General features: G+C 45.8%; 24 protein-coding genes. All 24 read right to left on the minus strand.

Annotated features, from left to right (window positions below):
* Positions 1-108: transposase (locus BUB35_RS10685; RefSeq protein WP_200777596.1), on the minus strand; the 108-nt coding region annotated here is incomplete at its 3' end.
* Positions 109-330: 222 nt separating this feature from the next.
* Positions 331-1,830, minus strand: a complete 1,500-nt coding sequence (gene galT, locus BUB35_RS10690; RefSeq protein WP_072851597.1) for a UDP-glucose--hexose-1-phosphate uridylyltransferase — start codon at positions 1,828-1,830, stop codon at positions 331-333.
* Between the two features lie 14 nt (positions 1,831-1,844).
* The gene (gene galE / locus BUB35_RS10695; protein WP_072851600.1) at positions 1,845-2,828 is read right to left on the minus strand and encodes a UDP-glucose 4-epimerase GalE; all 984 of its coding nucleotides are present in this window, start codon (positions 2,826-2,828) and stop codon (positions 1,845-1,847) included.
* 21 nt (positions 2,829-2,849) lie between these two features.
* Positions 2,850-4,109 carry a galactokinase gene (locus BUB35_RS10700; RefSeq protein ID WP_072851603.1) on the minus strand — a complete coding sequence of 420 codons (1,260 nt, stop codon included), beginning with the start codon at positions 4,107-4,109 and terminating at the stop codon, positions 2,850-2,852.
* 15 nt (positions 4,110-4,124) lie between these two features.
* On the minus strand, positions 4,125-4,370 hold the full coding sequence (locus BUB35_RS10705; protein ID WP_072851605.1) for a hypothetical protein: 246 nt from the start codon (positions 4,368-4,370) through the stop codon (positions 4,125-4,127).
* Between the two features lie 91 nt (positions 4,371-4,461).
* Positions 4,462-5,481 carry a galactose/methyl galactoside ABC transporter permease MglC gene (gene mglC / locus BUB35_RS10710; RefSeq protein ID WP_072851608.1) on the minus strand — a complete coding sequence of 340 codons (1,020 nt, stop codon included), beginning with the start codon at positions 5,479-5,481 and terminating at the stop codon, positions 4,462-4,464.
* Between the two features lie 17 nt (positions 5,482-5,498).
* On the minus strand, positions 5,499-6,998 hold the full coding sequence (mglA, locus tag BUB35_RS10715) for a galactose/methyl galactoside ABC transporter ATP-binding protein MglA (RefSeq protein WP_072851658.1): 1,500 nt from the start codon (positions 6,996-6,998) through the stop codon (positions 5,499-5,501).
* A 206-nt stretch (positions 6,999-7,204) separates the two neighbouring features.
* Complete coding sequence (locus tag BUB35_RS10720) at positions 7,205-8,242, minus strand: galactose ABC transporter substrate-binding protein (RefSeq protein WP_072851611.1); 1,038 nt, start codon at positions 8,240-8,242, stop codon at positions 7,205-7,207.
* 195 nt (positions 8,243-8,437) lie between these two features.
* The gene (locus BUB35_RS10725; RefSeq protein ID WP_072851613.1) at positions 8,438-9,457 is read right to left on the minus strand and encodes a galactose ABC transporter substrate-binding protein; all 1,020 of its coding nucleotides are present in this window, start codon (positions 9,455-9,457) and stop codon (positions 8,438-8,440) included.
* A gap of 11 nt (positions 9,458-9,468) precedes the next feature.
* A complete protein-coding gene (locus tag BUB35_RS10730) occupies positions 9,469-10,428 on the minus strand; it encodes a substrate-binding domain-containing protein (RefSeq protein ID WP_072851616.1) in 960 nt (319 codons plus the stop codon).
* Positions 10,425-12,233: a sensor histidine kinase gene (locus BUB35_RS10735; RefSeq protein WP_084730651.1), complete on the minus strand. Its 1,809-nt coding sequence runs from the start codon at positions 12,231-12,233 to the stop codon at positions 10,425-10,427. The genes BUB35_RS10730 and BUB35_RS10735 overlap by 4 nt, the downstream gene beginning before the upstream one ends.
* A gap of 8 nt (positions 12,234-12,241) precedes the next feature.
* Positions 12,242-13,834: a response regulator gene (locus tag BUB35_RS10740; RefSeq protein ID WP_072851619.1), complete on the minus strand. Its 1,593-nt coding sequence runs from the start codon at positions 13,832-13,834 to the stop codon at positions 12,242-12,244.
* Between the two features lie 147 nt (positions 13,835-13,981).
* Positions 13,982-14,143 (minus strand): hypothetical protein, encoded by a 162-nt coding sequence (locus BUB35_RS19065; RefSeq protein ID WP_159432887.1) that lies wholly within the window; start codon positions 14,141-14,143, stop codon positions 13,982-13,984.
* Between the two features lie 105 nt (positions 14,144-14,248).
* Positions 14,249-15,586: an acetyl-CoA hydrolase/transferase family protein gene (locus BUB35_RS10745; protein ID WP_072851622.1), complete on the minus strand. Its 1,338-nt coding sequence runs from the start codon at positions 15,584-15,586 to the stop codon at positions 14,249-14,251.
* Between the two features lie 196 nt (positions 15,587-15,782).
* On the minus strand, positions 15,783-16,727 hold the full coding sequence (locus BUB35_RS10750) for a nucleoside hydrolase (RefSeq protein ID WP_200777597.1): 945 nt from the start codon (positions 16,725-16,727) through the stop codon (positions 15,783-15,785).
* 82 nt (positions 16,728-16,809) lie between these two features.
* Positions 16,810-17,484 carry a V-type ATP synthase subunit D gene (locus BUB35_RS10755; protein WP_022254679.1) on the minus strand — a complete coding sequence of 225 codons (675 nt, stop codon included), beginning with the start codon at positions 17,482-17,484 and terminating at the stop codon, positions 16,810-16,812.
* 6 nt (positions 17,485-17,490) lie between these two features.
* Positions 17,491-18,867, minus strand: a complete 1,377-nt coding sequence (locus BUB35_RS10760) for a V-type ATP synthase subunit B (protein ID WP_072851625.1) — start codon at positions 18,865-18,867, stop codon at positions 17,491-17,493.
* Positions 18,864-20,639: a V-type ATP synthase subunit A gene (locus tag BUB35_RS10765; protein WP_072851628.1), complete on the minus strand. Its 1,776-nt coding sequence runs from the start codon at positions 20,637-20,639 to the stop codon at positions 18,864-18,866. Before BUB35_RS10765 ends, BUB35_RS10760 begins: the two co-directional genes overlap by 4 nt.
* A gap of 21 nt (positions 20,640-20,660) precedes the next feature.
* Entirely contained in the window at positions 20,661-20,978 is a 318-nt protein-coding gene (locus BUB35_RS10770; protein ID WP_072851631.1) for a V-type ATP synthase subunit F, read from the minus strand.
* Entirely contained in the window at positions 20,971-21,948 is a 978-nt protein-coding gene (locus BUB35_RS10775; protein WP_072851634.1) for a V-type ATP synthase subunit C, read from the minus strand. Before BUB35_RS10775 ends, BUB35_RS10770 begins: the two co-directional genes overlap by 8 nt.
* Before the next feature lie 12 nt (positions 21,949-21,960).
* Positions 21,961-22,521 (minus strand): V-type ATP synthase subunit E, encoded by a 561-nt coding sequence (locus tag BUB35_RS10780; protein ID WP_072851637.1) that lies wholly within the window; start codon positions 22,519-22,521, stop codon positions 21,961-21,963.
* Positions 22,522-22,548: 27 nt separating this feature from the next.
* Positions 22,549-23,037 carry a V-type ATP synthase subunit K gene (locus BUB35_RS10785; protein WP_022254673.1) on the minus strand — a complete coding sequence of 163 codons (489 nt, stop codon included), beginning with the start codon at positions 23,035-23,037 and terminating at the stop codon, positions 22,549-22,551.
* A complete protein-coding gene (locus BUB35_RS10790) occupies positions 23,027-25,021 on the minus strand; it encodes a V-type ATP synthase subunit I (RefSeq protein ID WP_072851640.1) in 1,995 nt (664 codons plus the stop codon). Before BUB35_RS10790 ends, BUB35_RS10785 begins: the two co-directional genes overlap by 11 nt.
* Entirely contained in the window at positions 25,008-25,334 is a 327-nt protein-coding gene (locus tag BUB35_RS10795) for a hypothetical protein (protein WP_072851644.1), read from the minus strand. Before BUB35_RS10795 ends, BUB35_RS10790 begins: the two co-directional genes overlap by 14 nt.
* Positions 25,335-25,896 lie beyond the last annotated feature (562 nt).

Here is a 25,896-nt window from a genome sequence, read left to right on the forward strand (position 1 = left end):
TTGAATATCCGCTCTCAATTCATAATAAATTATTTTTCTTCTATACTTTGGTGTAAATACGATATGATACTTGCATACCCATTTTGTGTGTGCTAAACTGTTTGCCATAAAAGCATCGTCCTTTCTTATGTAAAATATTTAGGCTTGAACACCCTTATTTTACAACAAGGACGATGCTTTTTGCTTAAGCTTTAATCTCACCCGCAGAGCGGGCGGTTGTTAAAGGCTGCTTTGCAGCCTTCAGCACTAAAGTAATAATCTAAGAAGAGCAGGGATTCTCCACCCCTGCTCTTCTGTTTTTTGTTTGTTATTTTATTTTTATTGAAGGAATCAGATTTCCGCTCCGCAGTGACGCAGGAAACGGTCAAATGCCGCCTGACCTTCTGCTGTTCTTTTATATACGCCGGCATCTTCCAAAACCTGCGCAAATACCAGACCGATTTCTTCCTGAATGATACTGTCCAGATTTTCCGCTGTCACAGTATCATATTTTTTCAGGAATTCCCTTGCCCACTGGGCATGGCTGCTGGTCTTTTCGTCTGCTTCCAGATCAGCGCCGGAAAGGATGGCTTCTTTCAGGCACTGCATTTCTTCTTTCAGTCTGGCAGGCAGTACCGCAAGACCCATAACCTCAATCAAGCCAATGTTTTCTTTCTTGATGTGGTGCAGATGGCTGTGAGGATGGTACACACCCAGAGGATGTTCTTCTGTGGTGATGTTGTTGCGCAGTACCAGATCCAGTTCGTATTTATCACCGCGTTTTCTTGCAATAGGTGTGATGGTGTTATGAGGTTCTCCATCTGTTTCCGCAAAGATAAAGGCATCTTCGTCTGTATAACCACGCCAATTTTTCAGAATCATATCCGCGCAGTCAATCAAACGATGATGGTCTTTATGGGAAATACGGATAACGGACATAGGCCATTTCACAACGCCCATTTCCACATCCTCAAAGCCCTTGCAAACTGCTTTCCGTTCCACTTCTGCCCGTTCCATAGCGAAAGTATAACGTCCGCCCTGGAAATGGTCATGGGAAAGGATAGAACCGCCTACGATAGGCAGATCTGCGTTGGAGCCTACAAAGTAATGCGGCAGGAAGTTAATGAAATCGAACATTTTCGCAAAAGCATTTCTGTCGATTTTCATAGGTACATGCTGTCCATTAAACACGATGCAGTGTTCATTGTAATACACATAGGGGGAATACTGGAAAAACCAGTCATTTCCTGCGATACGCAGAGGAATGATGCGGTGGTTTTCTCTGGCGGGATGGTTCACCCGACCAACATAGCCTTCATTTTCCCGACAAAGCATACATTTGGGATAACCGCTCTGGGGAGCCAGTTTTGCCGCAGCAATGGCTTTGGGGTCTTTTTCCGGCTTAGACAGGTTAATGGTGATGTCGATTTCACCGTATTCTGTCATGGTTTTCCAACGCATATCCTTTTTGATGCGGTATCTGCGGATGTAGTCTGTATTACAGCTGAAGTCATAATACCAGTCTGTTGCTTTTTCCGGGTCTTCTCCATGAAGTTCACGGAATTTCCCAATGACTTCTCTGGGGAAAGGTGTCATGACACCCATAAGTTTTGTATCGAACAAATCTTTATATACGATGCTGTCAGGAATCAGTTCCCGTTTGCAGGCATCTTCCAACAGAACAGCCAGAATGGTTTCCAAATCTGTTTCCGCTTCGCCTGTGGGTTCTTCATAAGCATCCAATTTCATTTCGTCTATCAAGCGGTTGATGACATAAGGCACATCTGCCTCTGTAATCAGCCCTGTTCTGACGCCGTAGAGCGCCAAATCTCGAATTGCTTTATATACCATGTCTTTCCCCTTTCTCAAAAACCATTGGGGTGATTTTTGTGCCAATTCCATGCTGTGGAAATGATTTCTTCCAGACTGTCATGCTGAGGGTTCCAGCCCAGCACTTTTTTCGCTTTCTCACTGGAAGCAATGAGCTGTGCGGGGTCACCGGCACGACGTGCCACTTCTTTGGCAGGAATGGGATGACCTGTTACTTTTCTTGCGGTTTCGATAACTTCTCTTACGGAGAAACCAACGCCGTTGCCCAGATTGAAGATGTCGCTCTGACCACCTTTCAGCAGATAATCCACAGCCAGAATGTGCGCATCCGCCAAGTCTGTTACATGGATGTAGTCACGGATACATGTGCCGTCAGGTGTAGGATAGTCATTACCAAAAATGCTGATGAATTCACGCTGACCATTAGGTACCTGCAAAATCAAAGGAATCAGATGGCTTTCGGGGTTATGTGCTTCCCCGATGTTGCCGCTGACATGGGCGCCGCAAGCGTTGAAGTAACGCAGGGATACATAACGCAGACCTGTTGCGTTGCCTGTCCATTTGAACATTTTTTCCATTGCCAGTTTTGTTTCACCGTAAGGGTTGGTGGGTTCTGTACGGTCGTTTTCCAGAATGGGCACCCGTTCAGGTTCGCCATATGTAGCGGCTGTGGAGGAGAACACGAATTTATCCACGCCGTTAGCAACCATAACTTCCAGCATATCTCTTGTTTTGCTCAAGTTGTTTTCATAATATTTCAGGGGATTTTCCACGCTTTCCCCTACCAGAGAATAAGCAGCAAAATGAATAACCGCTTCGATATTTTCTTTCTGGAATACATCGTTTAAGAAAGGTTTGTCGGAAATATCGCCTTTGTAGAACTTTGCGTCAGGATGTACCGCTTCTGCGTGTCCTGTTTCCAGATTATCCACAACTACTACTTCTCTGCCTGCTTCACACAGAGCATACACCGTATGAGAACCGATATAGCCTGCGCCACCCAATACCAAAATTGCCATAGAGCATCCCTCCTGTTTTTCTCAAACCTTCATCAATTCTGTACCACCTGCGGGACGAATGGACAATACGTGACATCTGCCCTTACCCACAGCTTTTTCCATCTGTTCCACAAAACCTGCCAGCATTTCCTGAGGCACAAAAGCCTGAATGGTTCCGGCAAAACCACCGCCATGGACACGGTAAGCGCCTTTGCCTGCCAATGCCGCTTCACAAGCTGCCAAAGTATAAGCAACTTCCTGATGCTGTACACTACCGGAAACATACACGTTCTGTAAATACATGAAAGAAGAATAGCCGGATTCTTTCACCAGAGATAAGAACTTGTCAAAATCTCCTGCTTCCAGTGCTGCCGCTTCGTCAATAGCTCTCTGGTTGTCTTTCAGGAAATGATAAGCGCGCAATGTTGCACGGTCACCTGCTTTTTCCCGAACAGCAGCCATATCTGTCAAAAAGTCTGCAAAAGCCACTTCCCGCAGCACTTCTTTGCCGAAGTGTGCCGCTACCTGACGCATTTCCATAGGGATAGCAGAATATTCATCGGACAGGTCTGCATGGTCTGCGCCGCTGTCGATGATACACAGGGCATAGCCTGCTTTTGTGAAATCAAAATCCAGTTTTCTTACGATGGGATTTGCGTTATCCCGGAAATCAATGGCAACAACGCCGCCTACGGAAGAGGCTGTCTGGTCCATCAAACCACTCATTTTGCCAAAGTACACATTTTCCGCATACTGACCAATCTGGGCGATTTCCACAGGTGTCAATTTATTTTCGCAATACAGTGCGTTGATGACAGTACCCACCAGCACTTCATAAGCCGCAGAAGAAGAAATGCCGGAACCTTTCAGTACATTGGAAACGGTATACATATCCAAGCCGCCCAATGTATAGCCCATCTGTGTGATTTTGGAAGCCACCCCACGAATGAGAGAAGCTGTTGTGTTGATTTCTTCTTTTTTTACTTCCAGATCATCCAGAGAAATTTCCTCCATGCCGTAGCCTTCGGAGAAAATACGGATGATACGGCTGCCATTCTTCGCTGCCGCGCCGAAAATATCCAAATCGACTGCCGCCGCCAATACACAACCATGCTGATGGTCTGTATGGTTGCCGCCGATTTCCGTTCTGCCGGGTGCGCTGAAAAAACGCTCCGCTTCTTTGTCGAATGTATCTGCAAAGCCTTTTTCCGCATCTGCCATCCGTTCCAGATAAAAATCCGGCTGTGCTTCAAAACGGGGATAAGCTGCCAAAAGGCTTTCTTTGTTCCAAGTTTGTTTCATGGTGTTCCTCCTGTTTTATCGATAAATAACCCCTGCCGCAATGGCAACGACCAAAGCCACTGCAATGACTGCCACCACAATGTTCATGGTCTTTAAGGAAACATTGATATGGGAATACAGGTTATATTTCGCACCTGTAAAAGCACTTTCTTTTTGTTTCAGTTCGATTTCTTTTTCTTCCAGAGCTTTTTCCCGTTCTTCCAGTTCATGGATTCGTTGTTCCAGTTCCTCCGGGTTTACAGGTTTTTGTGTATCTGTCACAAAATCCCTCCTTTGTTTTTATGGCTTCAAATTGCAACAATTCCCCCGTAGTTAAACGGGGGAATTTTCCTATCACATCTTACCGAAAAAATTATTTTTTTGCAATATACTTACGTACGTCGATGGCAACGGCCAGAATGATGATCAGACCTTTAATGATGTACTGCAGATATGCGTTAACGCCCAGATAGTACAGGCTGTAGTTGATTACCTGCAGGATGATAACACCAATCAGGATACCGGGGATGGTACCAACACCACCGGAGAAGGATACACCACCGATAACGCAGCCGGAGATGGCATCCAGGTCATAGTTGGTACCTGTAGCTGTTGTTACACTCTGGATACGGCCAGCTTCCAGGAAAGCTGCGATACCATAGAGGATACCAGCTACCAGATAAATCATCATGATATTTTTCGCTACGTTTACACCGGATACGGCAGCCGCTTCAGGGTTACCGCCGATAGCGAACATGTTTTTACCCAAAGTGGTTTTATTCCATACAAACCACATAATTACCGCACAAATTACCATGAAGTAAACCAGATGAGGAATACCCAGCCAGTAGCCGTTTACCAGTTCGATATATCTGGGGTCCAGGCTGGCAATAGGCTGTGCGCCGCCCTTCTGGCTATCGATGTACAGACACAGAGCACCATATGCTATGAGCTGCGTACCTAACGAAATAATAAATGCATGCATGTGCAGTTTTGCCACGCCAAAACCATTCAGCAGACAGAAAGCCACGCAAACCACGATGGACAGCAGCAGAGGCAGAACCATTGGCAGGGGTTCTGTAATCTGAGGATACATACGGGATGCATATGTAACACTCTGCAATAAGGATGCGGAGATTGCAGCACCACAACCCAGGATACGACCAGCAGACAAGTCAGTACCTGCCAATACGATCATACCAGCAACACCCAGCGCCAGAATACCTCTGGTAGAAGCCTGTGCCAAAATTTTCAAAAAGTTATTCTTAGACAAAAATGTAGGGTCAGCCGCAATTACACCGATGATCATAATGATCAGGATGATGTACAGAGCATAGTCCAGCAGCAGTTCCTGCCAGGTTTTATCCCCTTTGAAACTCTTTAATTTTTCCATTCTTTTTTACCTCCCCATTATACATATTTTGCTGCCAGACGCATGATTTCTTCCTGTGTTGCGTCCTTGACATCCAAAATACCAGCCAAGTGACCATTGCTCATAACCATGATTCTGTCGCAGATCCCCAACAGCTCCGGCATTTCAGAAGAAACCACGATAACGCCTTTATCTTCCTGCGCCAAATCAATGATCAGCTGATAGATTTCGTATTTTGCACCTACGTCAATACCGCGGGTGGGCTCGTCCAGAAGCAGTACTTCCGGTTTTGTCAGCAGCCATCTGCCCAAAATTACCTTCTGCTGGTTACCGCCGGAAAGTGAACGGATATGGGTTTTCTGGCTAGGGGTTTTTACATGCATACTGTCAATAACCCACTTGGTGTCTTCTTTCATTTTCGCATTGGAAAGCAAAAGACCCTTCCGATAGTTTTTGATATTGGCAATGACAGAGTTAAACTGAATGCTCATGCCGCCGAAAATACCTGTGGCACGACGTTCTTCTGTCAGCAGCGCAAAGCCGTTTTTGATGGCTGTCTTTGCGTCTTTATTCACAACTTTTTTGCCATGCATGTACATTTCGCCGCTCTGATGATGGGCAATACCGAAAATGGTTTCCAAAAGTTCTGTTCTTCTGCTGCCCACCAGACCTGCCACGCCAAGGATTTCGCCTTTACGCAGCTGGAAACTTACATCCATACAGGTAGGCATATATTTCCCTGTCAGATTTTTTACATCCAGCAGGACTTCGCCGGGTTTGTTTGTTTTCGGCGGGAAACGGTCTGTCAGGTCACGACCTACCATAAGCTGAATGATCTTATCTGTTGTCAGATCTTTTGCATTTTCTGTTGCAATCCACTTACCGTCACGCATGATGGTAACTTCGTCGGAAATCTGCAAAATTTCTTCCATCTTATGGCTGATGTAAACCATTGCAACGCCTCTGTCACGCAGTTTATTGATGATGCGGAACAGATGCTCTACTTCTTCATGGGTCAATGAGGATGTAGGTTCGTCCAATACAAGAATTTTTGCATTATATGATACGGCTTTCGCGATTTCTACCATCTGTCTCTGGGATACGCTCAGTTTGCCGATGATTGTCTTAGGGTTAACGGGGATTTCCAGTTCCTCAAATACTTTCTGTGTTTCCTGATACATTTTCTTATGGCTGACCAGTCCACCCTGTTTGGGGAAACGACCCAGCCAAATATTTTCCATAACGCTGCGCTTTAATACCTGATTCAGTTCCTGGTGTACCATTGCTACACCGTTGTCCAGCGCATTTTTAGGTCCAGAAAACGCTGTTTCCTGACCATCGATGACGATTTTACCACCGTCCTGTTTATAAATACCGAAAAGACATTTCATCAATGTTGATTTCCCTGCGCCGTTTTCGCCCATCAGCGCATGTACAGTACCGGGACGCAGTTTGAGCATTGCGTGATCCAGAGCTTTTACCCCGGGGAACTGCTTTTCGATATCTGTCATTTCCAGTACATATTTTTCTTGGCTCACTGCCTTCACCACACTTCCTAATCGTCTGTTGTGCCAACTTCTCTTTGTTAAAACTTCCCCAACGACAGCTTTTTCTCTTAAAACATAAGCTGCTGTGCTTCCAAATGTTTCTCAGTCACGGACTTTCTTTTCTTATAAGAACGCACAGTGAGGAAAAACCCCACTGTGCGAACCAATTGTTCCTATCTATTACTGAAAATCAGAGATTATTCTCCTGTGTAAGGAGCGTAAGGGATACGAACTGCAATACCTGTGTCATCGTAGGTGTATTCTGTGCCATCCAGGAATTCAGCGCCGCTTGCTGCGTTCAGAGCTGCAGCTGCGATTGCTTTACCCATTGCGTCACCATCCTGCAGAACAGTTGCGCTCATCTGACCTTTTGCGATTGCGTCTTTTGCAGCGTCTGTAGCGTCAACACCGATTACAGGGATGAAAGAAGCGCCTTCAGCACCTGTGTTGTAGCCAATGTTGGACAGAGCAGCTACACAACCGATAGCCATACCGTCGTTGTTTGCGATAACCAGTTCGATTTTGCCTTCGTTAGCAGCCAGCATAGCTTCCATTGCTTTCTGAGCTGTTTCTGTATCCCAGTTACATACCTGTGTTTCGCCAACCTGTTCCATTGTCAGACCGTTAGCAGTTGCCTGTTCTACACTGTACTGTGTACGAGCGATTGCTTCGGGGTTGTCAGGTTCGCCCTGGAACATTACATACTGTACTTTGCCGTCGCCGTTCAGGTCATATTCAGGATGTGCATCCCACAGTTCTTTGATGATGTCACCCTGCATTTTGCCGGCGTCAATTGCGTTTGTACCGATGAAGCATGCTTTATCATAGGATTTGATTACTTCTGTATCGGGTTCTCTGTTGAAGAAGATTGTAGGAATACCTGCTGCGGATGCTTTTTCTACAACGCCGCTTGCAGCTTTTGCGTCAACCATGTTTACACACAGTACGTCAACGCCTTTGGAAATCATAACGTCCAGCTGGTCGTTCTGTGTAGCCTGGTCGCCTTTACCGTCCTGCATTTCTACATTTGCTTTGCCTTCCAAAGCTGCCTGCAGGGAATTTCTTACGGTAGAGATGTATGTATCGTCGTATTTGTAGATCAATACACCGACTGTGGGCAGGTCGCCGCTTGCTGCGTCGCCTTCTGTTGCAGCATCACTGGAGCCGCCGCCGCAGGCTGCAAGGCCCAACACCATCACGGATGCCATCAGCATCGCCAAAAATTTCTTTTTCATTGTATAAACCCTCCTTTAGATTTTGTCCAGTCCAAGACCGAAACACATGTAACACAACAATCTCCCTGTTGTTAATAACATTATATCAAATCTATATCGGGCAAAAAATAGAGATTTTTTTATATCTACATGGAATTTATTCTTTTTCATTTGGCGAAACCTATAATTTTTTTCTTTTTTTGTCGAAAAAACTGTTCAGAATATGGACTCATGTATCCGCGCCTGTACAGGCACCCGAACATATCTGCCATCACTCAGTTCCATATCCTCAGGCAGTTCCTTGCCCATACCCAAAGCTGAAGCAATGCCAAAGACGGCTTTTCCCTGTTCTTTTGCACCACAGTCAACCGTTGCCCAAAGCACTTTCTGCTCCAGTGCCTCAAGCCCTGCCGGTGTTCCATCAATACCAAATACTGCTGCTGTAGAATTTTTTCTTTTTAGAGCATCCGCGGCTCCTAACGCCATATCGTCATTGTTGCATAATACCAATTCAATTTCATCGCCCATTTCCGCAATCCATTGTTCCATGATGGCATCTGCGCGGCTGCGCATCCAGTCAGCTGTTTCCGCATCCAGCTTCTGCAGTTTCACACCGCCATCTTCAATGGTTTGGAGTACATAATCAGAACGGAGAATGGTATCCTGATGCCCCATTTCTCCTTCCAGCATCACATACTGCAAAATGCCGTCACCATTCTTGTCCATTTTTTCCGCAGAAGCAGCATAGCTCTGCAACACCGCTTCTCCCTGCATTCTTGCCGTTTCTCTGGCATCTGTACCTACATAATACACATGATCCCCACGCAGGATATCTTCCCGCACAGGTTCCCTATTGAAAAACACCAGCGGCACTTCTTCCGACTGAGCAAGATCCACCATGCTGGATGCGTTGGTGCGGTCTACCAAATTGACACAAACTGCATCATAGCCCAGTGCCACATACTGCTCCACCTGATCATACTGTTCCCGCTGAGAGCCATTGGCTCTGGAAATGTTCAAAGTGACAGGACAGCCTGTTTCTGCTTCATAAGCAGCTGCCTGTTCCTGCATAGAGGATACAATGCTGTCTACAAATGTGTCACTTTCCGAATAAAGAGAAACACCGATTTTCAATTCCTTTTTTTCCTTTATGCGAGGCATCCATAGCCAAACCACTGCCAGGACCACACAAATCACACCTAAAAAAATACCGATTGCTTGTTTTCTTATCTGCATCTGTTCTCACCTCACGCAAAAGGAAACAATATTGCTTCCCGACTTCGATCATACATATTTTCACCGGTCACCCAGATTGTCTGAAAAATCCTTTCTTCTTCATTCTGATCTTCTCCAGTCATAATCATGGTCAGCTTCTGCACACCAAAGTATCCTGCGCCACAAGCATCTATCACAGCCACGCCAGCAATATTTTCTTTTTCAAGCTGTTCTCGGATCATTCCACTCCAACCCATACCAAACAAAGGTAACTCGCATCCATTATTTTCGCAGACCTGCGCCATGGCTTCCAGTGCCTGTGTATCACAGGAAACAACCATATTGCCCCCCTGTGCTGCAAGACCACTGACAAGCGCTTTTGCTTCTGCATAATCCGCAAGTTCCACACACCGTACCATAATGCCTGCCTGGGGGAACAATTCTTCCAACAGATCATGCATACGCTGCACCTGATCGCTGCTGTCTTTATGAGACACCAATGTTACACTTTGTCCTTTATCTCTTGCCTCAGATACTTTTTCCACCAGCAATCTTGCAATGGCTTCTCGGTCAAAGGATACCGAAGATTTCACCCGCGGAGATTCCGCTTCTGTATCCCACAGCACCACAGGAACACCTACGGGAATCTGTTCCAGAATTTCTTCTGTGACTCTGCTGCTTCCACATTGGAGCAAAATACCTTCGCATCCAATATCCAATTCTCGCTGCACCAATGTCTGCATATCCATCTGCTGTGCTTCATAATCCCGCAGATTGAGAAAATGCATGTCTGCATGATAGGCTTGGGCAGCCTTTTTGGCTCCTTCCCGCAGATTCATATTGATGCTGTCCTGCGGGATGTCTACAATAACAGAAATATTGGACACATCCACTTTTCTTTCCTTCCAGATATAATCTGTAGAGGAAATCAGAAACAGCACAACCAAAATGAGGATATCCACAAAAAGAAAGATTTTCTGTTTTATGGTCATGATACCATCCCCCTTTCTTTCATTTCTTCATAGGGAATGGCTGGCAGGTGAATCTCGATACAAGTACCCTCATCCGGTTCCGAAAGGATGCGCAGACCATATTTCTCCCCAAAGACTAGCTGGATTCGCTCCTGCACATTCCGCAGCCCTACGCCAGAGCCTTTTCCAGTCTGGACAAAATCCCCACGCAGAAGGGCTTCTGCTCGCTCTTTCGTCATACCGCAGCCGTTATCTGTTACAGAAAGTATCAGTTCTTCCCCTTCCAGATAACCTTTTACGGTCAATTCTCCATCATCATCCATAAATTCCATGGCATGATAAATGGCATTTTCCACCAAGGGCTGCAAAATCAGCTTCACAGTTCCCAGCTGTTTTGTTTCTTCTTTTACATCAAAGGCATAAGTAAATTTATTTTTGAAACGCATTTCCTGTATCATCAGATAGTTTCGCACATGCTCCACTTCATCGGAAACGGGAATAACGGTCTTACCCCTGCTCAAACTGATACGGAAAAATCGTGCTAGTGCTGTCACCGCTTTGACGGCATCACCGCTTTTTTCATTTTCGATCATCCATACAATGACATCCAGTGTATTATACAGGAAATGAGGATTGATCTGATTTTGCAGTACCATCAAATCGCTTTTTCGCTTGGCTTCATGTTCCTGCACAATATCCTCCATGAGCTGTTTCAGGTTCCGCTCCATCTCCTCAATGGCATTGGACAGATTCTGTATCTCATACACACCGGAAGCCTGTATCTTCGTATTCAAATCCCCTGCCTGAATTCGTTTTACAGCACCTTCCAGTCGATGCATAGGCTCTGTGACTTTTCTGGAAACATAAAAGTTGATGAGCATCATGGCATTGAGGAAAAACGCCAGCAAAAACAGGATGAAACTTCGTGTTTTCCAATTATGCAAAGACGGCGTATCCCCTTTGGATACCCCCACCATATGCCAGCCCGTATAGCCAATGGTCTTATGTAGGAACGTATAGGGTTTTGCCTGCACATCTCCTTCCAGAGAGGACATAAGCAGCGGCAAGGTTTCCTCTTTCATGGTGCCTGCCGCAATCTGGTCCTGCATGGGATGATACAGCAGATTACCATTTTCTCCTGCCAGATATACATAGGATTCTTCCCCTACCATGACATTTTCCAGCATATCCTGCAATACATCATATCGCAGATTGATGAGCAGCACGCCACGCTTTGTCTGATCTCCCATGGTCAGCTGTACCATACGGCTCATAGGAATCACCCGTGTATAGCCATCGCCTTCTGCCCGGAATACCCGGGAAACCTGCGGTGCCCCAAAGCGGATATTTTCCTCTGTATCCAAAGCACTGCCATACCAAGCTTCTTTCTGCAATGAAAAATTGGGTCGCAGATGACTATTGGGTGTAGCACAAATCAAATTGCCGTCAATGGAAAAGAGGGCAATGCTTTCCACATTATCTTTATTCATTTCATAAATCAGCCGAAAATCATCAGAAATGGTATCCTGCTGCAAATCCGTCCCCTTGATAACGCGGTAATATAAGGTATCCGACACTTTGATCATATTACGAAAATGGGCTGTCACCTGTTCTGCCGCATCTTCTATGCGAGTATCGTTTCCTTCCCATGTGGTTTGGGCAGATTGTGCCGCAAAACGATAATAGAAAGAAATCCCCATCAAAAGCGTTGCCACCACAGATGTCAGCGTAAAGGAAACCCACAGCAGTTTTCGCAGTTCAATATGCTTGCTGCCATCCAAAAACCGCTGCTGCAGATATTCTTTTCCCTTTTGAAAAATGCCCATGGCTTTCCTCACTTTCCACGAAACTTATTCGGAGAAACCCCAAATTTCTTTTTGAATACATAGCCGAAATAATTCGGCTCGTCATAGCCAACCTTTGCGGCAATCTGATATGTTTTTTCGTCGGTTTCCTTTAGCAGTGCAGCCGCTTTTTCCATGCGGATGCCCGTCAGATAGGAAATATAGCTTTCTCCCACTTCTTTTTTGAATATGGTGGAAAAATAAGCTGTACTGATATGGAGATAACTGCATACCATCTCCAATGAAAGGGCGGAATTGGCATAATTTTCCCCAATATATTTCTTTGCCTTTTCAATCAATGTCTGAGTGGTTCCCACACGTTCCCGATACAATTTGCCGCTGATGGCAAAGCAGACTTCACAAAGCCAGTCCTGCATATCCGCGCTGTCCCGGATGCCCGTGAGCACACCGTTGTAGTCAGAGTATTTACCAAAGACGATGTTTTCTTCCAAGCCATTTTTCTGTACTACGCGCAAAATGACACTCAGAATATCGATGATATATGCCTGAAAACTGCTCTGTATCGCCTTTGTCTGTCGCATTCTGCCAGAAATGCTTTCCACACAGGATTGTATCATTTCTTCATCGCCGAACTTCAATACATAACTCAGTTCCTTTTCATCTTTTTCGTCCAAATGGAGCAAAGTATCCTTCTGTGGTTCCACGTCGGAGATAAAAACCACTTCACCGGCAGTCCGGCTATAGGCAACGGCTTCCCTTGCCTCCGCATAGCTGTGAGAAATATCTTCGATGTTCTCCACCACGCGTCCAATTCCCACAATCAGGGTACAATTTAAAATCTTTTTGACTTCTTTGCACAATTCCCGGAAAAAAGTGGTCAATTGCATCAGGTCTTTTTCACTTTCCATGGCAGCAATGACACAAATGCCAGATGGTCGCTGGAAACAGCTATAATTGCCAAAGCCCTTGAATCTGTCCTCCAGCAAACGCTGTACAGATACAGCCAACAGGTTCCAACTGTTCCAAGCGGCATTGTCCATTTCCTGTGCCATAACCTTTGCCGCTACCCAGCGATTTCCTTCCAAAAGGGAAAGACCATATTCCTCCATAAGGACAGGAATATCCTCCTTGCCCACATTGCCCTTCACCAGATTGCTCAAAAATTTCTCGCGTAGGATAGGCAGATTTTTCCGGAAACTTTCCTGTAAGTTTGTCAAATCCCGCAAACGCTGGATTTCCTCATCCAGTGTGCCCTTGATACGTAGCAAAATTTCCATCATTTCCTCTGCGTTGACAGGCTTTAAGATATACTCGATGATATTCAGTTTAATGGCCTTCTGGGCATATTCAAAATCATCAAAGCCTGAAAAGAGCACCACTTTGATGGAAGGATGGATTTCCCGCAACCTCTCTGCCATCTCCAGACCATCCATATAAGGCATCCGAATATCCGTCAATACCACATCCGGCTCCAACTGTTCAATTTTTTCCAGCGCATCCACGCCGTTTTCTGCATCGCCTACCACTTGAAAACCAACGGCAGACCAATCTATCTTTCGAATAATGCTGGTGCGGACTTCCGCCTCATCATCCACCAGCAAAATTTTATATGGTTCATTCATATTTTCATCCCCTGCGTATTTAATCTTTCTCTCATTAAATTATAACAAAAAGGGGAAAAACGGAAAAGCCTGCAAAACATATTTTGTAATACAACAAAAAACGCATGTCACTCTTTTCAATCCAAAGAACAACATGCGTGAATTATCTTAACTTTTATAGAGTAGACAGGCGCCGCCGCAAATGAGCAGGACAGCCACCAGAAACATACATCCCGGCAGCAGTAAAGCCAAAAACACACCAGTTCCCAACGCAATCATCAGAGAACCGATCCATCGTTTTCTCCATTGGTTCACACATTTTCTGCCCATAGGCGTCACCCCCTGCTTCTATTGTATGCACTTTTTTCCCTTATGTGTCTGGCAACAAAAACAGGAATCTCTGAAAACATCAGAAATCCCTGTTTTGTATACAAATTAGATTCTATTGGAGTTTCGCCAGATTTTCTGCTTATCTGCTGCCGCAATGAGTTCATCCCTGAAATCAGGATGTGCCAGAGAAATGAGCAGTTCCGCTCTTTCCCATGTGCTTCTGCCTGCCAGATTCACAATGCCGTATTCTGTGACGATATAGAACGCCTGTGTTCTGGGGGTTGTGATGATATCCCCTTCTGTAAATTTGGGCAGGATTCTGGATTTCAGATTACCAGCCTTATCCCGATAAGAAGATGTCATGCAGATAAAGCCTTTGCCGCCAGGCGCATCATAAGCCCCTGTGGAAAAGTCCAGCTGTCCGCCGGTACCGGAAATATGCCGTGTGCCTGCGCTTTCAGAGGAAACCTGTCCATACAGGTCAATGGCGATACAGTTGTTGATGGAAATCATATTTTCCATCTGTGCCATAACACTGGGCTGGTTCACATAGTCCATAGGGAAAGAAAGAAGTCCCTGATTTTCTCCTACCCAATCATAAAGCCGCTGGGAACCCAGTGCAATGCCGAATACACCTTTCCCGCGATGGAGTGTTTTGCGGCTGTTTGTCAGTTTACCAGCTTCATACAAATCTACAAAACCATCGGAAAGGAGCTCTGTGTGCATGCCCAAATCCTTCAGATCGGATTCTGCCATGAGTTTGCCCACGGAGTTGGGCATACCGCCAATGCCCAACTGGATAGTAGCGCCATCGGGAATATGAGGCAAAAGCAGTGATGCAATTTTCTCATCAATTTCTGTTGCTGGAGGAACAGGCAGCTGTGCCAGAGGTTTATGTTCCCCTTCTACTACCACATCTACTTCAGAAATATGGATGCAGTCTTCCTGTCCGCCATAAACATGGGGCATATGTTCGTTAACTTCCAAAATAATCAGGTCTGCCGCATCCAGAATGGCTCTGGTGGTACAGTTTACCATGGAGAAATTGAAAAATCCCTTGCTGTCCATGGGTGCCACGGAAATCATAGCCACATTTACGGTCAGATACCGTCTGTAATAAGATGCCATATTACGGAAAATCATAGGAATATAGTTGCAAAGACCTTCATCGCAAAATTTCCGTTCATAACCGGAGCAATGCCAGCTGTTATAGGTAAATGTTCTCCGTTCTCTATCCTGTTCTACTGCCTGAATGGGCTGCATAGCAAGGGAACCGCGAATCTTGATATCTCTCAATTCATCTTTGCGTTTTGCCAGTGCTGCATCCAGCAGCACAGGGAAACCGATACCCACACTATAATCCACCCAGTCGCCGTCCTTCACCAGTTTCACCGCTTCTTCCGGTGTTTTCAGTTTTCTTTTATATTCTTCTGCAAAATTCATTCTTTCACTCCCATCTTGATACTGAACATTTTCACGCATGATGCACGAAGCTAAAGCAAAAAATAGAATCCTTACATAAATTTCTTTAGGATAGCACTGCTATTCAAAAATGATAGCTGGAATCCTTTTTATTATTCAAGGATTCCGGCTATATATTTTTTAAGCTAACATCTCTTTTCTTGCAAAAGCATTCCCTTCAGTTGCCCAGAAAAGCACGCATGAGGATTTCTTTCAAATGTGCCTCCAATTTTGGAGAGTCCACACCAATACAAACCTTCACATTGGGGTTTGCTTCCCGCAGTTTCATGGGATCACCAATGGTACGTCCTGCCGCTTCGCCTTCTGTGACAACGGTCATATGCATGGGAAGCATGGTAAACCATTCGGGATGTACAGCGCAGACAGCAGCGGAAGGATCATGGAGATAACATGCAGTACCGCCGCTGTGTTCATGCTGACTGATATAGTATGCCACCATATCCGCATATTTTTCCCCTGCCAATGTACCGCAGTTTTTCCAAGCCTGCAAATCCTCCAATGTCAGCTGAGAACGCTGTGTCACGTCCAGACCAACCATGGTCACATCCAGACCACTTTCAAAAAGGATTTTTGCAGCCAGAGGATCTTTGGAAATATTGGCTTCCGCATAAGGGCTTACATTACCGGGAACGGTCAGCGCACCGCCCATAATGACGATTTTCCCCATGATTTCTTTGATTTCCGGGGCTTTATTCAATGCCGCTGCCAGATTGGTCTGAGGACCTGTTGCCACGATAACCAGTTCTTTTCCATACTTTTTCACAGACTCAATGATAAAATCCACTGCATCCATCTGGGAAGCATGTTCCGCTGCCACAGGCAGTTCCACCTGTCCCACACCATTTTCCCCATGGATTCTGGCGCTGACTTCATGACGGACAAAAACATCCTGCGTCAGTGCTTTTTTCTCTCCCAGAAAAACGGGAATTTCCGGTTTGCCCATCATTTCCAGCAGATTCAGCACGTTCTGTACACCCACTTTTGTATACACATTGCCATAAGTACCTGTTACACCAATCAGTTCCAAATCCGGACTGCCTACGGCATAGGCAAGCGCCATAGCGTCATCAATACCTGTATCCAAATCCAGTATCAGTTTCATAATTTTCCTCCTTATACTGCAAAAAATGGGTAAAACCGAAAAGGTTTTACCCATTTATCCACAGATCTAATGAAAATCAGGCTCAGGCGTGTGCCGCTTCGTCCTGTTTTCTCTTTTCCTCGATGGTTTTCTTCAAAACCATATCTTTGACCTTCATCAGTCGTGTGGTGCTGGCTCTTTCGTTTTCCTCCAGCTTCATGGCAATAAACTTAATGGTTTCCTGATAATTGGGAATCATTACGTTTTCCAGTGCGTTTACACGACGGCGGGTACGTTCAATTTCCTGTGCCAAAAGCTGTGCTGTCTTTTCGCTTTCTGCAAGACGCAGCAGAGGCTCCATGGCATCGGAGAAAGAATTCATGGCGCTGTCCAGTTCCCCGGAGGTAAATGCTGTACCATAAGGATAAATATCCCCGCTGCCTTCCTCTTTCTGGAAGTCAAACACAGGTACGTTTACGCTCATGATGTTGCGGTTCTTTACTTTGACCGCTACGGACTGCTGGGGAATCATCAGTGCTTCCGCCAATGTGCTTTCGCTCATAACGGCTCTGGCGATGATGAAGTTCTGGTATGCGCTTTCCAAAGCTGCTTCCGCCTGTTCACGGAGGCGTTTGTTTTCCCGCACGATTTCCAGAAACTGTTTCATCAGTTCGTCCAGTTTATCTTTCAGCAGCTTATGACCTCTGGTCGCGGTTTTGAGTTGACGTTTGAGCCTTGTCATTTCCATTCGGGTAGGATTGACATTCAATTTAGCCACAATGCATCACTCCTCGTCCGCCAGATATTTTTCCAGATATTCGTCACGAATACGTTTCAATTCGCTCTTAGGCAGCATACGCAGCAGTTTCCAGCCAGTATCCAGTGTCTGTTCAATGGTTCTGTCTGTACGGAAGCCCTGAGAAACATACTGTTTTTCAAATTCATCGGCGAATTTCGCATACATCAGGTCGATTTCGGACAATGCGCTTTCACCCAGAATTGCCATCAGTTCTTTTGCGTCTTTCCCGCGGGAATATGCCGCAAAGAGCTGGTTCATGGTATCGGCATGGTCTTCACGAGTCTTGTCTTTCCCGATACCTTTATCTTTCAGACGGGACAGAGAAGGCAGAACGTCGATAGGAGGCTGGATGCCTTTTTTATACAGGTCACGGCTCAGGATGATCTGACCTTCTGTGATATACCCTGTCAAGTCAGGGATAGGATGGGTCTTATCATCTTCAGGCATGGTCAGAATAGGGATCATGGTGATGGAGCCGGGTTTGCCTTTGATACGACCTGCACGTTCATACATGGTAGCCAAGTCAGTATACAGATAACCAGGGTAACCACGACGACCGGGAACTTCCTTCTTCGCCGCAGATACTTCACGCAGGGCTTCTGCGTAGTTTGTGATATCTGTCAGGATAACCAGTACGTGCATGCCCTGTTCAAATGCCAGATATTCCGCGGCAGTCAGTGCCATACGAGGAGTACATACACGTTCTACGGCAGGGTCATTTGCCAGGTTTACGAATACGACAGAACGGTCGATGGCGCCTGTCTGTTTAAAGTCATTGATGAAGAATTCAGCATCTTCGAATGTGATACCGATGGCCGCGAATACTACGGCGAATTTGGAGTCAGTACCGCGAACCTTCGCCTGTCTTGCGATCTGTACTGCCAGATTTGCATGAGGCAGACCGGAACCAGAGAAGATAGGCAGTTTCTGACCACGAACCAGTGTGTTCAGACCATCGATAGCGGAAACACCTGTCTGAATGAATTCCGCAGGATATTCTCTTGCTGCGGGGTTCAAAGGTGCGCCGTTGATGTCCAGACGTTTTTCAGGGATGATGTCGGGACCATTATCGATGGGTTTACCCATACCACTGAAGACACGACCCAGAATGTCAGGAGATACGCCGAAGTCCAAGCTTTTGCCCAGGAAACGTACTTTACTGTCAGACAGGTTGATACCTGTTGCGCTTTCGAACAGCTGTACCAGAGCGGTATCGCCGTTTACTTCCAGTACTTTACATCTTCTGACTTCACCATTGGACAATTCAATTTCGCCCAGTTCATCGTATTTTACGCCTTCTACGCCAGAAACAACCATCAGAGGGCCTGCGACTTCCTGAATGGAACGATATTCCTTTATCATAATTCATCAGCCCCCTTTGCGATCAGATCTTTTACTTCATTTTTGATATCAGCTTCGATTTCATCGTAGCTCTTATCTACGTTTGCTTCTTCTACATATTTCGCACGGCCGATTCTTTCTACCACATCCAGTTTTGTAATCTTCTGGATAGGCACGCCCTGTTTGATGGCTTCGCCTGCTTCTGCATAGAATGTCAGAATCAGTTTCAGCATACGATACTGTTTATGCAGAGAAGTATAGGTATCTATTTCGTGGAAAGAGTTCTGATGCAGGAAGTCTTCACGAATGGAACGAGAAGTTTCCAGAATCAGTCTGTCACTGTGAGACAGGGAATCCACGCCGACCAGCTGTACGATTTCCTGCAATTCTGCTTCGGTCTGCAGCAGGCGCATTGCCAATGTACGCTGTTCGGAGAAATGCACATCAACGTTTTTGTCTGCCCATTCATCTACTTTATCCTGATACAGGGAGTAGCTGGTCAGCCAGTTGATGGCAGGGAAATGACGTTTATACGCCAGAGAGGAATCCAGACCCCAGAATACTTTGACAATACGCAGTGTTGCCTGAGATACGGGTTCGGATGTGTCACCACCGGGAGGAGATACGGCACCGATGGCTGTCAGTGTACCCATTCTGCCGTCAGAACCAAGGCAGACAACGCGGCCTGCTCTTTCATAGAACTGTGCCAGACGGGAACCCAGATAAGCAGGGTAACCTTCTTCACCGGGCATTTCTTCCAGACGACCGGACATTTCACGAAGGGCTTCTGCCCAACGGGATGTGGAGTCAGCCATCAGCGCAACGCTGTAGCCCATGTCACGGAAGAATTCTGCAATGGTGATACCTGTATAAATGGACGCTTCACGAGCCGCAACGGGCATGTCGGAAGTGTTTGCAATCAGTACGGTTCTCTGCATCAGAGATTCGCCGGTACGAGGGTCTTTCAGTTCGGGGAATTCATTCAGTACGTCTGTCATTTCGTTCCCACGTTCGCCGCAGCCGATGTAAACAACGATATCGGCGTCAGCCCATTTTGCCAGCTGATGCTGTGTAACAGTTTTACCGCTGCCGAAAGGACCGGGGATAGCTGCAACACCGCCTTTTGTAATGGGGAAGAATGTGTCGATAACACGCTGCCCTGTTACCAGCAAAGAGTCGGGTGTTTCTTTTACTTTGTAAGGACGTTCCTTACGAACGGGCCATTTCTGCATCATAGTTACTTCGATGTCTTTGCCCTTTTCGTCTGTGATGATACAAACGGTTTCTTCTACGGTGAATTCACCGATATAGATTTCTTTGATGGTACCTTTTACGCCATAAGGAACCATGATACGGCATTCTACTACCGCTGTTTCCTGTACTTTACCGATGATGTCGCCTGCTTCTACAACATCGCCGATCTGGCGTGTGGGTTCAAATTTCCATTTCTTTTCTCTGTCCAGAGAAGGTGCTTCTACGCCCTTATGAATGTTTGTGCCGCTGACTTCATACAGCTTTTCCAGAGGACGCTGAATCCCATCATAAATGGTGGAAATCAGACCAGGACCCAGTTCAACGCTCATGGGCATACCAGTGGAAACCACTTCTTCACCGGGGCCCAGACCGGAGGTTTCTTCATAAACCTGAATGGACGCTCTGTCCCCGTGCATTTCGATGATTTCACCAATCAGGTGTTTATCGGATACACGCACCACGTCAAACATATTGGCTTCACGCATGTTTTCTGCGATGACCAATGGGCCTGACACCTTCACGATCGTGCCTGCTTTCATATTTTCATTCACCTACAATCTTTATTCACTAAACAATATATCCGCGCCGATAGCACGTTTTGCTGATTCTCTGACTTCGTTCATGCCAAGACCCATGCTGCCGCCGATACCGGGGATGACAATGATGGCTGGCAATTCAAAGTCCTTATATTTTGCAAGACTTTCTCCTGCCTGAAGACTGGCCTGTTCGGTAATATAAATGATAGCATATTCCTTTTCAGCCAGATTATGGATGGTTTTCTTGATTTCTTCAGGCGTGTAAGCGGGGAAAATATCAATCCCCAGAGCGAGGAAGCCCATGATGCTGTCTTTATCGCCAATGATACCAACTTTAGACATAAACTTCTCTCACCCTCTCTTTGATAATTTCTGTATCAATGTTATGAAGCTTACAGGTCAGAATGATTCTAACGCATTTCGCTTCTGTTTCTTTCGCCAGGATATAAGCCACAACAGGCTCAGGCGTCAGTGTTTTGTATTTTGCTTCCTTGATGTATTCCATCAGGAAGTCGTCACATGCTTTTTCAAAAACCGTAAAGCCTTTGTCCATATACTGCTCACAAAGGGCACCATAGGAAGTTTCCTTCAGCACCGGCAGCATACTTTCTTCACGGTATGCCCGCTGGAACACGTCCGTACGGATTTCACCGCCGGGCACAAAAGCGTCTTCAAAGGCTTCAAAAGGACGTCCCATCTGTTTTACGCGCAAAATGGTTTTCAGGTTGGTCAAATCTGCCAACATGGTTACATATTTGCGTACAAAGGGATTTTTCATCTCAGAAGCTCTCTCATCCATAGCAGCGAAGCATGCTTTATCCAGAACGGTGTCGATATACTGACCGTTTTTGGTCTTTGCATACAGGCTGATGGCTTCTTCCACAGCGTCACCGTCAATGGTGGGCATTTCCGCGTAATTCCGTTCCCGGAAGTTCTTTTTCATATCTTCCACAGGAATGGTGCCGCCCCGCACCAGCAGCTTTTTGCCGCTGACTTTGGAAATTTCCTCTTTGATGAGCACCTTGATATTATGGTAATCATTCTTATAAAGGAAAATATCAATGAGGGCTTCATCGGGAATGAGCTTTGCCACAGAAGTATAAGTTTCTTCCAGATGGGTTTCGATCATTTCCTCAAACTGGTGCACATCCTGCACCTGGGTTTTGCCATAAGCCGTATCAGAAAGCAGACGCAGCGCTTCTTCGGCACTTTTTGCTTCTGCCATCTGCATGAGCTTTTGCTGGCTCAGCAGCTTATTTTCCATGGAACGCACACTGGCCACGGCGAAAGGGTAAATTTTATTTTTAGACATTTCTACCCCTCCTTAAAATAAGATTTTTGCTGCTGTAATCTGCATTTCTTCTTTTTGTACCATGATGATTGCATCAAAGGAATAGTTATACTCAATGTCACCGTTCTTTACCACAAAGCCGCTGTCGATATCGCGGGTTTCGTCAGAGAGCACATAGCCCTTTTCTTTTACCACATCTGCCAGACGCGCTTTGTCTTTTGCAGAAACGATGATTTCTTTGCCCTGGCTTTCGTCCAGACGTTCCAGCATGCCGCCGATGACTTTTGCGTATTCCGCGTCAGGCAGGTTTTCCAGACGTTTTTTTGCTTCGGCGATGATTTCTTCCAGAATATCCTGTTTTTCCTGCAGGATTGCTTTCTTGGCTTCCATCTCTGCGCCGGAGATTTCTTTTGCCCGGGCTTTTCTTGCTTCTTCCTCCGCTTTTTTGCGGTAGGATTCTTTTTCACGGCGTGCTTTTTCTTCCGCCGCTTTCATAATGGCATCGGCTTCTCTTTTGCCTTCCAGCATGAAGGCTTCGATTTCCTTGTCCGCTTCTGCCATGATTCTATCAATGATGATTTTACCGTCGTTCATAGGAGTCATACCTCCTTTATCCGCAAATTACAGCTGCAGGCTGTTGAGCATCAGGAAGGATACCAACAGCGCAAGTACTGCGTATGTTTCTACCATGGCTGCAAACAGCATACCTTTTGCCAGCTCGCTAGGTCTTTTACCAACCAACATTACGCCTGCTGCTGCTGCTTTCCCCTGTGCGATAGCGGAACACAGACCAACAATACCGATGGGCAGAGATGCCGCAAAAATGGAAGCACCCTGTGCAACAGTCAGATCCAGCATACCGTCGCCGCCCAACAGACCAACTTTTACCATAACGATGAAGGCGATCAGCAGACCATAAATACCCTGTGTACCGGGCAGCGCCTGCAGCAGCAGTACCTGACCGAATTTGTTAGGGTCTTCAGAAACAACGCCTGCAGCAGCCTGACCGGCTACGCCAACACCAAGAGCACTACCGATGCCGCCAAGAGTTGCAGCGATCGCAGCGCCAGCTAATGCCAATACCTGACCGTTTAATAAACTATCTACCATCTTCAACATCCTCCTCTAAAATCTTTACATATTTTGTCTTTCTTTCAAAGGGACGGAATTCTCTGCCGCCGCCTGTGTAAAACTTGCCGAAAAATTCTACATACTGCAATCTACAGGAGTGAACGAAAGCACCCAGTGCGTTGATCGCAATATTGAATACTGTACCTGCCAGGAATACCACAATCAGCACGATGGAACCGACGATGCCGCCGCCTGCCAAAGAGCCCAGCGTATTGATAACCTGTGCAACTACCCCTGTTGCCAAGCCCAAAGCCAGCAATCTGGAGTAAGAAAGTACGTCAGACAGGTAACTGGTGATGCCGTAAAGGCTGCCCAGACCGCCTGTAATTTTCCCCAAACCTTTTTTCTTTCTGCCGCCGGTAACCAGAATACCAACTGCACCAACGATTGCCATATATTTGCCTACAGGTACCAGAGAAGGCATCAGACTGCCGCCAAAGCCGAACAGTACCAGACCGATCAGCAGCAGATACCATAAGCCGATATCGAACAGCGCATCCAGCGGATGACCGTCACGGATATACATATACGCCTGTACGCCCATACCAACGAAGATGTGGATACCGCCCAGAATCAGGGAGAAGATCAACAGCTTCATGGGTTCTTCCAGAGGGTTGAACCAGATGGGGTTGATGGCAAAGTCTACGCCAAAGATGGTTTTTGCGGCCACCGTAAAGAAGTCGCCAAACCATCCGCCGAACAATGCGCCCCAGATAAATGTGGAAATACCACAATAGAAGAACATTTTGAACATACGGTACATGGTACCTTCCAATTTATACTTTTTCAAAATGATGGCACAGCCTACGGAAAGGATGATACCGTATGCTGCGTCACTGAGCATCAGCCCAAAGAAAATAAAATAAAATGGTGCAAGAATCGCTGTCGGATCGATGTCATGTCTTGCCGGCAGGCTATACATGCTGGTAACGCCTTCAAATGCTGTTACCACACCATTGTTGTGCAGCAGGATAGGAACTTCCTCATCAGGGTCCGGTTCCTCAATATTATAGTAGAATTCGTACTTTTTCAGCAGATTTTCCACTTTTTCTCTGCTCCACTTGGGCATCCACCCGTCAAAATAAAATACGGTTTCTGTACTAAGCATATCCCCGACAACTTTTGCCCGGTCACGCCGCATACACAAACTGTCATACAGGTATTCGATATCCTGTTTTGCTGCAGCAAGAGCTTCCAGTTTCTGTTCTTCTTCCTTAATTTCCTGCTCCAGCGCTGTGATCTGCCCTTCATAAGACTGAATCAGTTCTGCCGGTGTCCCTTTTGTTTCTCCAAGGGTCACTGAAACAAAACCGTAAGGTCTTAAGGCTTCATAGAGCTGATCTTTTTCATCTTTCCAGCAAATAAAAGAGAAATATTTCTGCTGTTTATCTGCTCCGATTTCATTTACGACTGCCGAAGGCAATGCTGCCAGCACATCTGTCTGTAACTGTGCGCCATTGGTTTTGACATTGACTGTGCCAAGTACCAGACAAGCATAATCTGTTTCTGTCATTTCCATAGGTACGTCCAATGTTTCCCAAGGCTGAAGCCCCTGAATGACTGTACGCAGACGGTTGATTTCCGTTCTTGCGTCTGCAATCTTCTTATTGGATTCTACCGCATGGTCCACATTCATTTCCGTTGCCGTTTTGGTGGCATTCATGTGGTCAACAAAAACATTGCGCTTGATTTCTTTTCTGGTGTGGATCAATGGCTTCTTACCGGTATCATACCGATTGATGGCGTCCAATGCGACACTGACACGGGCAATGTCCGCTTCCAGACGGGAAACGTCCGCGCTGTTACTGGTACGGAAAATATCCGGCATCCATTCTTCGTCATTGACAACGCCTTCCTGAGAATTGATTTCCACAACACCCAGGCGCATCAGTTCATGCAGAAATGGGGTACGACTGCTGTTCAGACCAATGACAGTCAGTTTTTGCATATCAGTTACTGCCATAAGTACCCACAACCTTTCCGATGACCGCCTGTATTGCTTCTTCTTTCTTTCCCGCAGCCTGCTTTCTGATTTCCTGACAAGCTTCTTCAGCTTCTCTGCGAATACCCTGAATAGTCATTTCACTGTCTTCCACAGCGTTTTTGACCGTTTCGTCCACCATGAGCAGTCCGTCCTTACGGGTCTTTTCCAGCAGCGCCGCCACTTCTGCCTGCGTTTTTACCTTCAGTTGTTCCGCTTGTTCTGCCGCCTGGCGTTTTTTCTCCACAGCCTGCGCTTCTGCATCCACAATACTTTTCAGAATTTCATAAGCCACTTTTATCACCTCTCTCGCTGCAAGTTTACTGCATGTTATCAGGTGTTTCTAAATGTATTGACACAAAAAACACTTTTTGTTAAAAAAATGTCAATTTATGTTTCCTTACATAAAAAATATCCCAAGAATAAACAAATGCAGTTTCCCCTTCTCTTCTTCATAATAATACAAAAAAGAGAAGGTCATATCTGGTAAAAAATGTCTAATATGAATAAGTTTTACCAGTCCCTTCCAGATATGTATCAAATATCAAACATACCTTAATCTAAATAATAATGGTTCTTTGCTGCATTGTCAATATACACTTCCGCCTCTGTGATTATAGAAAAATGAAGATTTGCCAACATTATTGTTAAATATAAATCGAAAATTTTTCATAAAAAATCAAAACCCTGAATTTTAAAGGTCTTGCGAGGGATACTTTGCGTCCTATCTATTTGCAGGCAAAATGATTCCCCGTTATTTTCCCTATTAATTTTATATGCAATTGTGCATATAACACAAAATCCTGTCGCTCAATTTAGATATTCTTTTCTTCTTTTACCATTGTCATACAGATCGA

This window comes from Anaerotignum lactatifermentans DSM 14214 (assembly GCF_900142265.1).
GTDB classification, from domain to species: Bacteria; Bacillota; Clostridia; order Lachnospirales; family Anaerotignaceae; genus Anaerotignum; species Anaerotignum lactatifermentans.